The organism is Vibrio sp. V03_P4A6T147 (genome assembly GCF_002241085.1).
GTDB lineage: Bacteria > Pseudomonadota > Gammaproteobacteria > Enterobacterales > Vibrionaceae > Vibrio > Vibrio anguillarum.
Genome location: NZ_NDIO01000258.1, coordinates 19,802 through 30,256, shown reverse-complemented (window position 1 = coordinate 30,256; position 10,455 = coordinate 19,802). Strand labels below are relative to the sequence as shown.

At 45.6% G+C, this 10,455-nt stretch carries 12 protein-coding genes; all 12 read left to right on the top strand.

The features are described from left to right. Nucleotides 1-63 precede the first annotated feature (63 nt). Nucleotides 64-1,005, top strand: a complete 942-nt coding sequence (locus B9J84_RS10330; protein ID WP_013855914.1) for an isoaspartyl peptidase/L-asparaginase family protein — start codon at nucleotides 64-66, stop codon at nucleotides 1,003-1,005. 129 nt (nucleotides 1,006-1,134) lie between these two features. Further along, on the top strand, nucleotides 1,135-2,433 hold the full coding sequence (locus B9J84_RS10325; RefSeq protein WP_013855915.1) for an adenylosuccinate synthase: 1,299 nt from the start codon (nucleotides 1,135-1,137) through the stop codon (nucleotides 2,431-2,433). Nucleotides 2,434-2,651: 218 nt separating this feature from the next. Then, complete coding sequence (gene motX / locus B9J84_RS10315; RefSeq protein ID WP_013855917.1) at nucleotides 2,652-3,287, top strand: flagellar protein MotX; 636 nt, start codon at nucleotides 2,652-2,654, stop codon at nucleotides 3,285-3,287. 161 nt (nucleotides 3,288-3,448) lie between these two features. Continuing rightward, a complete protein-coding gene (rnr, locus tag B9J84_RS10310) occupies nucleotides 3,449-5,896 on the top strand; it encodes a ribonuclease R (protein WP_017046740.1) in 2,448 nt (815 codons plus the stop codon). A 17-nt stretch (nucleotides 5,897-5,913) separates the two neighbouring features. Then, nucleotides 5,914-6,654 (top strand): 23S rRNA (guanosine(2251)-2'-O)-methyltransferase RlmB, encoded by a 741-nt coding sequence (gene rlmB / locus B9J84_RS10305; RefSeq protein WP_017042851.1) that lies wholly within the window; start codon nucleotides 5,914-5,916, stop codon nucleotides 6,652-6,654. A gap of 432 nt (nucleotides 6,655-7,086) precedes the next feature. After that, complete coding sequence (gene rpsJ, locus B9J84_RS10300; RefSeq protein ID WP_001181007.1) at nucleotides 7,087-7,398, top strand: 30S ribosomal protein S10; 312 nt, start codon at nucleotides 7,087-7,089, stop codon at nucleotides 7,396-7,398. Nucleotides 7,399-7,412: 14 nt separating this feature from the next. Further along, nucleotides 7,413-8,042 (top strand): 50S ribosomal protein L3, encoded by a 630-nt coding sequence (gene rplC, locus B9J84_RS10295; protein ID WP_010318758.1) that lies wholly within the window; start codon nucleotides 7,413-7,415, stop codon nucleotides 8,040-8,042. A 16-nt stretch (nucleotides 8,043-8,058) separates the two neighbouring features. Further along, a complete protein-coding gene (rplD, locus tag B9J84_RS10290) occupies nucleotides 8,059-8,661 on the top strand; it encodes a 50S ribosomal protein L4 (RefSeq protein ID WP_010318759.1) in 603 nt (200 codons plus the stop codon). Beyond that, nucleotides 8,658-8,960: a 50S ribosomal protein L23 gene (rplW, locus tag B9J84_RS10285; RefSeq protein WP_010318760.1), complete on the top strand. Its 303-nt coding sequence runs from the start codon at nucleotides 8,658-8,660 to the stop codon at nucleotides 8,958-8,960. Before rplD ends, rplW begins: the two co-directional genes overlap by 4 nt. Before the next feature lie 16 nt (nucleotides 8,961-8,976). After that, the gene (gene rplB / locus B9J84_RS10280) at nucleotides 8,977-9,801 is read left to right on the top strand and encodes a 50S ribosomal protein L2 (protein WP_013855922.1); all 825 of its coding nucleotides are present in this window, start codon (nucleotides 8,977-8,979) and stop codon (nucleotides 9,799-9,801) included. Nucleotides 9,802-9,821: 20 nt separating this feature from the next. Next, nucleotides 9,822-10,100, top strand: coding sequence for a 30S ribosomal protein S19 (rpsS, locus tag B9J84_RS10275; RefSeq protein WP_010318762.1), 279 nt, complete (start codon nucleotides 9,822-9,824; stop codon nucleotides 10,098-10,100). A gap of 10 nt (nucleotides 10,101-10,110) precedes the next feature. Next, nucleotides 10,111-10,443: a 50S ribosomal protein L22 gene (rplV, locus tag B9J84_RS10270; RefSeq protein ID WP_026027327.1), complete on the top strand. Its 333-nt coding sequence runs from the start codon at nucleotides 10,111-10,113 to the stop codon at nucleotides 10,441-10,443. Nucleotides 10,444-10,455: the final 12 nt, after the last annotated feature.

The following is a 10,455-nucleotide window of genomic DNA, read 5'->3' as shown; positions in this document are numbered from 1 at the left end:
GGTATAGTTAATGTGTAGAACAGAAGTGTATTGCCTCTCAATTTATTAAGTTAAGGAATTCTCATGTCACAACCTTTTGCTATAGCAATTCATGGCGGCGCTGGAACCATCATTCGTCAACAAATGAGCGAATCATTAAAGCGCGATATTTTGAACACGCTAGAAAGTGCTGTCCGAGCGGGGCATCAAGTACTGGCACAAGGTGGTGATGCACTGGATGCGGTGGTTGAGGCTGTGAAAATACTTGAGGACTCTCCGTTGTTTAACGCAGGAAAAGGTTCGGTGTTAACGCATCAAGAGATGGTGGAGATGGACGCCTCTGTTATGCATGGCAAAATGATGGACGCAGGCGCGGTCGCTGGGGTTCGGCACATTAAAAACCCAGTGCAGCTCGCGCGTGATGTAATGAAGCACAGTGATCATGTGTTGTTGATTGGTGAGGGCGCAGAAGCGTTTGCTTTTACTCAAGGGCATCAATATACAGAACAAGATTACTTTTTTACTGAGCGTCGTTATGAACAGTTGCTAGCGATGAAAAGCAACAATCAATTTGCTTTGTCGGAATCAAAATTCCCAGATGACAAGAAATTTGGCACTGTTGGCGCAGTTGCATTGGATAAACAAGGCAACCTTGCGTCTGCTACTAGTACCGGTGGCATCACGAATAAAAAATTTGGTCGCGTCGGCGATTCTCCCATCATAGGTGCAGGAACGGTGGCTGAAAATGGTAATGTGGCGGTATCGACAACGGGCATGGGGGAATATTTCATTCGTAAAATGGTTGCCAGTGACGTTGCCGCTCGCATGCGTTATTTAAAAGAAGATGTTCATACCGCATGTGAAACCATTATTCAGGGTGAACTTAAAACGCTCGGTGGTGAGGGTGGATTGATCGCCATTGATGCGCAAGGCGACATTCATTTTGCAATGAACAGTTCTGGTATGTACCGTGCTTGTGTTGATCGTCAAGGAGAGCTAATCGTAAAAATATATTCGGATGAGTAACTTACGTGCCTAATAACTGAATCATTTATTAAGTTATATTTTTATGACATTTTCGTGTTTAAAAAAGGACTGCAAGGAAAAGGATTCGGTGCTAGAATCCTTTTTTAACTAGCAATCAGACTTGGAAAGATGGGAAATAACGTAGTCGTTCTAGGCACCCAATGGGGTGACGAAGGCAAAGGTAAAATCGTAGACCTTTTAACTGAAGATGCAAAATACGTGGTTCGCTACCAAGGCGGCCATAATGCAGGCCACACTTTGGTCATTGACGGTGAAAAAACCGTTCTTCATTTAATTCCATCCGGCATTCTTCGCAATAAAGTGAAATGCATCATCGGCAACGGTGTTGTGCTTTCACCTGACGCACTAATCAATGAAATGAAGCCTCTAGAAGAGCGTGGTATTCCAGTCCGCGAACGTCTTTTCATTTCTGAAGCTTGCCCACTTATTCTTCCTTACCACATTGCGCTTGACCAAGCTCGTGAAACGGCTCGTGGTAAAAAAGCAATTGGTACGACAGGTCGTGGTATCGGCCCTGCTTATGAAGACAAAGTGGCTCGTCGTGGTTTACGCGTTGGTGACTTGTTCGATATGGCTTCATTCGCAGAAAAGCTAAAAGAAGTGATGGAGTTCCATAACTTCCAACTTGAGCATTTCTACAAAGCTGAACCAGTAAGCTACGAATCTGTACTTGAGCAAGCACAAGGCTATGCTGATTTGCTGACTTCGATGGTGATCGACGTGACCGATGAACTTGATGCAGCGCGTAAGCGTGGCGACAAAATCATGTTCGAAGGTGCGCAAGGTACTATGCTTGATATCGACCACGGTACATACCCATACGTAACGTCTTCTAACACGACTGCTGGTGGTGTTGCTGCAGGTTCTGGTTTCGGCCCTCGTCATCTAGGTTATATTCTAGGTATCGCGAAAGCTTACTGTACTCGCGTTGGTGCAGGTCCATTCCCAACCGAATTGGATGATGAAATCGGTAATCACCTAGGCACTAAAGGCCATGAGTTTGGTGCAACAACAGGCCGTAAGCGCCGTTGTGGTTGGTTTGATGCGGTAGCGATGCGTCGCGCCATTCAAATTAACTCAGTCACAGGCTTCTGCTTGACTAAACTTGACGTACTTGATGGTTTAGAAGAGCTAAAAATCTGTACGGGTTACCAAATGCCAGATGGCTCAATTGCTCAAGTATCACCAATGGCAGCTGACGCTTTTGAAGCGGTAACACCTATTTACGAAACTATGCCTGGTTGGTCTGAAAATACCTTCGGTGCTAAATCAATTGATGCCCTGCCACAAGCGGCGCTTGATTACATCAAACGTATTGAAGAGTTGACTGGTGTACCTGTTGACATCGTTTCTACAGGTCCAGATCGTAACGAAACCATTATCAAGGTTCACCCATTTTCAGTTTAATGGTTGATTGATAAACGTTTTTAAAACCGGCTTTCAGAGCCGGTTTTTTTATACCTGTATTGATGATATTTTGTCCTTGGTGTGGCAATAAATGGCCGAATAACGGCAAATTTTGTCTAAAGAGTTTGCCGCACTGGTCGATAAAGTTATCAAGCCCAGCCCTAGATGAAACTGAGGCTATAATTTTAAGGCTATCGATAGACATAAAGAGTGCAGGTATGAAGCTACGAACGGTAGCAGCTTCATTGTTTTTAGCGCTGACCTCATCCTTGAGTCATGCCAACGTGGCGGAAGTGGGTGAGCCAGTCCCTATTTACACCGAAGCTGAACTAATCAAGTTAATTGAGCAAAATAAACATTTAGAGCAAGTCAAGGCCGACAACTGCCAATTGGTAGAAGATATTGTTGCGCGTGCTACTCGCATCAGCCTGCCTTCCTACGAGTTTTTGTATGGAGATATGCTAGCGTGGGGGGTCTGTGTAGATCAAGATGTCGAACTTGGCTTGTACTATATGGAAAATGCAGCTCATCAAGGTTTACCCGCTGCGTTAGAGCAGCTTGGGCGTTATTATTCGCGTGGTACTTTAGTACAGCAGGATAAAGAGCGAGCTATTCCCTATCTGCGTGAAGCCGCTGCGATGGGCAATATTAATGCTCGTATCCATCTAGCTGAGCTTCTGCTGCGTGATTATGGCAGCCCGCTTGATTATGAAGATGCTTATCGCTGGCTTTATAATTCGGTGACTATCGATCAAAGAATACATTCTCGGATCTCTATGCTCCGGCAGGGGTTAGAGCAGCGAATGCCACAAAATGTGGTTGCGCGAGCCAAGCGCAGAGACACGTTTTGGTAGCCTTCATTAGTGCTTTTTTTATTTCGCCCACACGGTTGGGCGAAGTCATTTCTACGCTTTTCCTCTAACGCATTAGCCTATAATAATCAATACGCTGCTGTAGCTTCTGCCGTGAGTCAGTTATACTCTGGCTATCTCTCCTTGCTTTAGCAGGTCTGCCTATGTCTGAAATTATCAATAACGATCCTTTTGCGGATCGAGAATCTAGCAATTACGAAAATCCAATTCCAAGCCGAGAATTCATCCTCGAATTTCTAACCGAAGCCAATGTACCGATGAATCGTAATGATCTTTTTGAGGCATTGGGTTTGTCTGGTGAAGAGCAATACGAAGGGCTACGCCGTCGTTTGCGTGCGATGGAGCGAGATGGCCAATTGGTATTTACTCGTCGCCAATGCTATGCATTGCCAGAAAAATTGGAAATGATCAAAGGTCACGTAATCGGACATAAAGATGGTCATGGGTGGGTTCGTCCTGATGGCAGCGTTGGCAAAGATAACGATGTTTTGCTACCTCATCACCAAATGCGTACCATTATTCATGGCGACTACGTGCTGGTACAACCGACAGGCACGGATAAAAGAGGCCGTAAAGAAGGGCGTTTGGTCCGAGTTTTGGAAGAACGCAAAACTCAACTTGTTGGGCGTTTCTTCCTCGAAAATGGCTACTCTTATGTCGTGCCCGATGATTCACGCATCACTCAAGACATCTTGATCCCTAATGAGCACAAAGGCGGAGCTCGCATGGGGAACGTGGTGGTGATTGAAATTACCGATCGCGGTGCCAGAGCAAGAGGAATGACAGGCAGAGTTGTTGAGGTACTTGGGGAAAATATGGCTCCCGGTATGGAGACACAAATAGCGATTCGCACTCACCAGATCCCTCATGAGTGGCCGCAAGAAGTATTAAAGCAAGTCGAAAACCTGAGAGAAGAAGTTCCAGAAGAGGCGAAGCAAGGGCGCGTGGATTTGCGTCAATTACCTTTAGTGACTATTGATGGTGAAGACGCGCGTGACTTTGATGACGCGGTTTATTGCGAAGCCAAAAAAGGTGGTGGCTGGCGTCTCTGGGTTGCGATTGCTGACGTAAGTTATTATGTGCGCCCCGATACGGCTCTTGATAAAGAAGCGATCAACCGTGGTAACTCAGTTTACTTCCCATCGCAAGTCGTCCCTATGCTACCGGAAGTACTGTCGAACGGTCTTTGTTCACTTAATCCACAAGTCGACCGTCTATGCATGGTGTGCGAAATGACAGTCTCTGCAACGGGCAAAATTTCGGGTTACAAACATTACGAAGCCGTAATGAACTCTCATGCCCGTTTAACTTACAACAAAGTACACGCCATTCTTGAAGGGGATGAAGAGCTACGCGAACGTTATCAAGCCGTGGTTCCTCATCTTGAAGAACTCTATTCGATGTATAAGGTGCTAAAAGCAGCGCGTGATGAGCGTGGCGGTATCGAATTTGAAACGATTGAAACTAAGTTTATTTTTAATGCTGAGCGTAAAATCGACAGCATTGAACCTGTTGTCCGTAATGATGCGCACAAAATAATCGAAGAGTGCATGATCCTCGCTAATATTGCTTCAGCATCGCTGGTGGAAAAAGCGAAAGAGCCCGCTCTGTACCGTATCCATGAATCACCGGGAGAAGAGCGTTTGACCGGTTTTAGGGATTTCTTAGGCGAGCTTGGTTTGAACTTAGCGGGTGGGCTAGAGCCTTCGCCAACCGATTACGCTAACTTAATGAAACAGATTGGTGAGCGCCAAGACAAAGAGTTGATCCAAACCATGTTACTGCGTTCCATGAAGCAGGCTGTGTATAACGCGGATAACTGTGGTCACTTTGGTTTAGCGCTCAAACGCTATGCGCACTTTACTTCACCTATTCGTCGCTACCCTGATCTCCTATTGCACCGCGCAATTAAATATTTGATTGCCAAAGAATCGGGCAATCACACCGACCGTTGGACAACCACAGGTGGTTATCACTACTCTTTTGATGACATGGACTTCTATGGTCAGCAATGTTCAATGACAGAACGCCGTGCTGATGATGCGACGCGCGAAGTATCTGATTGGCTCAAGTGTGAATACATGCAAGATCATGTAGGCGAAGAGCTTGATGGAGTCATAGCCAACGTGACAGGTTTCGGTTTCTTCGTTCGTTTAACTGAGTTGCACATTGATGGATTGGTCCATATTTCAACGCTAGCGAACGACTACTATCAATTTGATCCCGTGGGACAACGATTGATCGGCGAAAGTTTTGGCAACATCTATCGCTTAGGTGACGCCGTTAAAGTCAAAGTGTTATCCGTCAACTTGGATGATCGTCAAATTGACTTTGAAATCGTGGGCACTAGCCGTAAGCTGCGCGGAGAAGGCAAGACAGCGAAGAAACGTGCAACGGATGCACGAGAGAAAGCACGTGGCAAGAAGGTGACGTCAAGTAAAGGAAAGGCAACTCCTTTAGTTGAAGCGACTAAACGCCCAGATGAAAAAAGTAGTGAAGGCTCAAAACCTGAACGAAAAAAAAGCAAAACAACAAAAGCACGCAAAAAGAAACCCGCGGCCAAAGCAAATAAAGCGCGTGCTAGTAAATAACGATCAATGGGTAAATCATGAGTAACGAATGTATTTATGGTATTCACGCGGTCAGCGCTGTACTTGAAAAAGATCCAGCGCGATTGATAGAAGCGTTTGTACTAAAAGGGCGACAAGATGATCGCCTGCTTCCACTGTTAAATGAACTGCAACATTGCGGTGTCTCTATTCAACAGATGGGACGTAAAACATTGGATGACAAGGCTCAAGGGGCGAATCATCAGGGCATCATTGCTCGTGTAAAACCAGCAAAACAGCTTAATGAGCATGATTTAGAAGCAATCATCGCACAGCATGAACAACCGCTATTACTTGTTTTGGATGGTGTTACCGATCCGCATAATCTCGGCGCATGCTTACGTAACGCCGATGCTGCTGGGGTCGCTGCAGTGATCGTACCAAAAGATAAGTCAGCACCAATGACAGCAACGGTCAGCAAAGTCGCTTGTGGCGCTGCTGAAACTGTGCCTTTAGTACGAGTGACGAATCTTGCACGTACCATGCGCGCCCTTCAAGAACAAGGCGTATGGTTTGTTGGCACTGCCGGTGAGGCGACGCATGACATTTACCAAGCCAAACTGACAGGGCCCCTTGCGATTGTTATGGGCGCTGAAGGGGATGGTATGCGCCGCTTAACGCGCGAAACCTGCGATGATCTGATTAAAATACCGATGGCGGGCACCGTTTCTAGCCTGAACGTATCAGTAGCGGCTGGGATATGTCTGTTTGAAGCAGTGAGACAGCGCCAAGCTGTATAATTGTGCATCAGGGATAAAAGGATAGGGTAGTGAGTGCTCACCTCATCCTTCTATCCCTTCTATCCCTTCTATTACTTCCTCAGTGAAAGAAGAAATAGATAGTTTATAAGTTTAATTTCTACACAGCGCTTGCATGTGTAATGGTGATCTGTATAATGCACCGCACTGGTTAAATCCAGTTGTGAACCAATGAGCAGTGAGGAGTAAACTGACCTAGCTGTTAGTTTAGTAACGTATACTCAGCTTATGTTCGCAGTTAATACAATTAGCTCTGTTGCGTTTAGTAATAGATTAAAGTTAATCGAAAATTAACTGACAATGTGCCTAATTTTGGCACTACGGTTTCACATAAATCAATCGGCATTCTCTCGTTTTAACGAGTTTGAGTGGCGATATTGTTTGTGTAATTTTTAATTATTGGAGCTCTGTCTCATGCAGAACCAACGTATCCGTATCCGCCTTAAAGCGTTCGATTACAAACTAATCGATGCTTCTACAGCGGAAATCGTTGAAACAGCTAAGCGTACCGGCGCACAGGTTCGTGGTCCTATTCCACTTCCTACTCGTAAAGAGCGTTTCACTGTTCTTATCTCTCCACACGTCAACAAAGATGCTCGTGATCAGTACGAAATTCGTACTCACAAACGTCTAATCGACATCGTTGAGCCAACAGATAAAACTGTTGATGCACTGATGCGCCTAGATCTAGCTGCTGGCGTTGACGTACAAATCAGCCTAGGTTAAGGGAGATTAGAAGAATGATTGGTCTAGTCGGACGTAAAGTGGGTATGACCCGCGTATTTACTGAAGAAGGCGTTTCTATCCCAGTAACTGTTGTTGAGGTTGAAGCAAACCGTATTTCTCAAGTGAAAACTCTTGAGACTGATGGTTATGCAGCAATCCAGGTAACTACTGGTACTAAGAAAGCCAACCGTGTAACTAAACCAGAAGCTGGTCACTTTGCGAAAGCAGGTGTAGAAGCTGGTCGCGGTCTTTGGGAATTCCGTTTAGAAAACGGCGAAGAGTTTGCAGTAGGTTCTGAACTGACTGTTGAACTGTTCAACGAAGTTAAAAAAGTAGACGTTACTGGTACATCTAAAGGTAAAGGTTTCCAAGGTGCTGTTAAGCGCTGGAATTTCCGTACCCAAGATATGACTCACGGTAACTCTTTGTCTCACCGTGCACCGGGTTCAATTGGCCAATGTCAAACTCCAGGTCGCGTGTTCAAAGGCAAAAAAATGGCAGGTCACATGGGTGCTGAGCGTGTAACGACTCAAAACCTAGAGATCGTACGTGTTGACGCTGAGCGCAATCTGCTTCTTATTAAAGGTGCAGTACCAGGTGCAACTGGCGCTAACGTGATCGTCAAACCAGCTATTAAAGCATAACGTCTAGGAGTAAGTAATGGAATTGATGGTTAAAGGTGCTAACGCACTAACTGTTTCCGAAACTACTTTCGGACGTGAGTTCAACGAAGCCCTTGTACATCAAGTAGTTGTTGCGTATGCAGCAGGTGCTCGTCAAGGTACTCGTGCTCAAAAGACACGTTCAGAAGTTTCTGGCGGTGGCGCTAAGCCATGGCGTCAAAAAGGTACTGGCCGTGCACGTGCTGGTACAATTCGTAGCCCAATCTGGCGTACAGGTGGTGTTACTTTTGCTGCGAAACCACAAGATCACAGCCAAAAAGTAAACAAAAAAATGTACCGCGGTGCTATGAAGAGCATTCTTTCTGAACTAGTTCGTCAAGAGCGTTTAATCGTTGTTGATAACTTCTCAGTAGAAGCACCAAAAACTAAAGAGCTATTAGCTAAGCTTAAAGAACTTGAGCTTAACGATGTACTCATCGTTACTGGCGAAGTAGACGAGAATCTATTCTTAGCTGCTCGCAACCTATATAAAGTTGACGCACGTGACGTAGCGGGTCTTGACCCAGTTAGCCTAATTGCGTTTGACAAGGTTCTAATGACTGCAGAAGCAGTTAAGCAAGTTGAGGAGATGCTGGCATGATCAGTGAAGAGCGTCTACTAAAAGTTCTACGTGCACCGCACATCTCTGAAAAAGCAACTATGACTGCTGAGAAAGCGAACACTATCGTTTTCAAAGTAGCAAAAGATGCAACTAAGAAAGAGATCAAAGCAGCTGTAGAAAAGCTATTTGAAGTTGAAGTTAAGTCTGTAAATACTCTTATCACTAAGGGTAAGACCAAACGTCAAGGTCTACGCCAAGGTCGCCGCAGCGACGTTAAAAAAGCGTATGTGACTTTGAAAGAAGGTCAAGATCTTGACTTTGTTGGCGGCGCGGAATAACAGGAGTAGTTGAATAATGGCTATTGTTAAATGTAAGCCGACTTCCCCTGGTCGTCGTCACGTCGTTAAAGTTGTTAACGCTGACCTACACAAGGGTAAGCCATACGCACCTCTTCTAGAGAAAAACTCTAAGAATGGTGGTCGTAACAACAACGGTCGTATCACAGTACGTCATATCGGTGGTGGTCATAAGCAACACTATCGTTTGGTTGACTTCAAACGTACTAAAGATGGCATCCCAGCGAAAGTTGAGCGTCTAGAATACGATCCAAACCGTAGCGCAAATATCGCTCTAGTTCTGTACGCAGACGGCGAGCGTCGTTACATTATCGCACCTAAAGGTGTTCAAGCTGGTGATACAATCCAGTCTGGTGTTGATGCGCCAATTAAAGCAGGTAACACTCTGCCAATGCGCAACATCCCAGTGGGTTCTACTATTCACTGTGTTGAACTTAAGCCTGGTAAAGGTGCACAGCTAGCTCGTTCGGCTGGTGCATATGCTCAACTTGTCGCTCGCGACGGTACTTATGCAACTATCCGCCTACGTTCTGGTGAAATGCGCAAAGTACTTTCTGAAGGCCGTGCAACAATCGGTGAAGTTGGTAACTCTGAGCACATGCTACGTGAACTAGGTAAAGCTGGTGCTTCACGCTGGCGCGGCGTACGTCCAACTGTACGTGGTGTAGTAATGAACCCGGTTGACCACCCACACGGTGGTGGTGAAGGCCGCACTTCTGGTGGTCGTCACCCAGTATCTCCTTGGGGTATGCCTACTAAGGGCTTCAAGACTCGTAGCAACAAACGCACCGACAAGTACATCGTACGTCGTCGTAATAAGTAATCTATATAAGAGGATAAGCCATGCCACGTTCTCTCAAGAAAGGTCCATTTATTGACCTACACTTGCTGAAGAAGGTAGAGAAAGCGGTGGAAAGCGGAGACAAAAAGCCTATTAAGACTTGGTCCCGTCGTTCAATGATCATTCCATCAATGATTGGTTTGACCATCGCTGTCCATAATGGTCGTCAGCACGTTCCAGTATTTGTCACTGATGAAATGATCGGTCACAAACTGGGCGAATTCGCACCAACTCGTACTTACCGTGGTCACGCTGCGGATAAGAAAGCTAAGAAGCGCTAAGGAGTAAATGATGGAAGCTATTGCTAAACATAACTTTGCTCGCATTTCTCCTCAGAAAGCTCGCTTAGTTGCAGATCTAATCCGTGGTAAATCTGTGGATCAGGCTCTTGAAATCCTAACTTTCAGCAACAAAAAAGCGGCTGTATTAGTTAAGAAAGTTCTAGAGTCAGCTATCGCTAACGCAGAACACAACGAAGGTGCAGATATCGACGATCTTAATGTCGCTAAAATCTTCGTAGATGAGGGCCCGGTCATGAAGCGTATTATGCCTCGTGCAAAAGGCCGTGCGGATCGTATCTTGAAGCGTTCAAGCCACATCACTGTTGTTGTAGCAGACCGCTAAGAGACTAGGAGA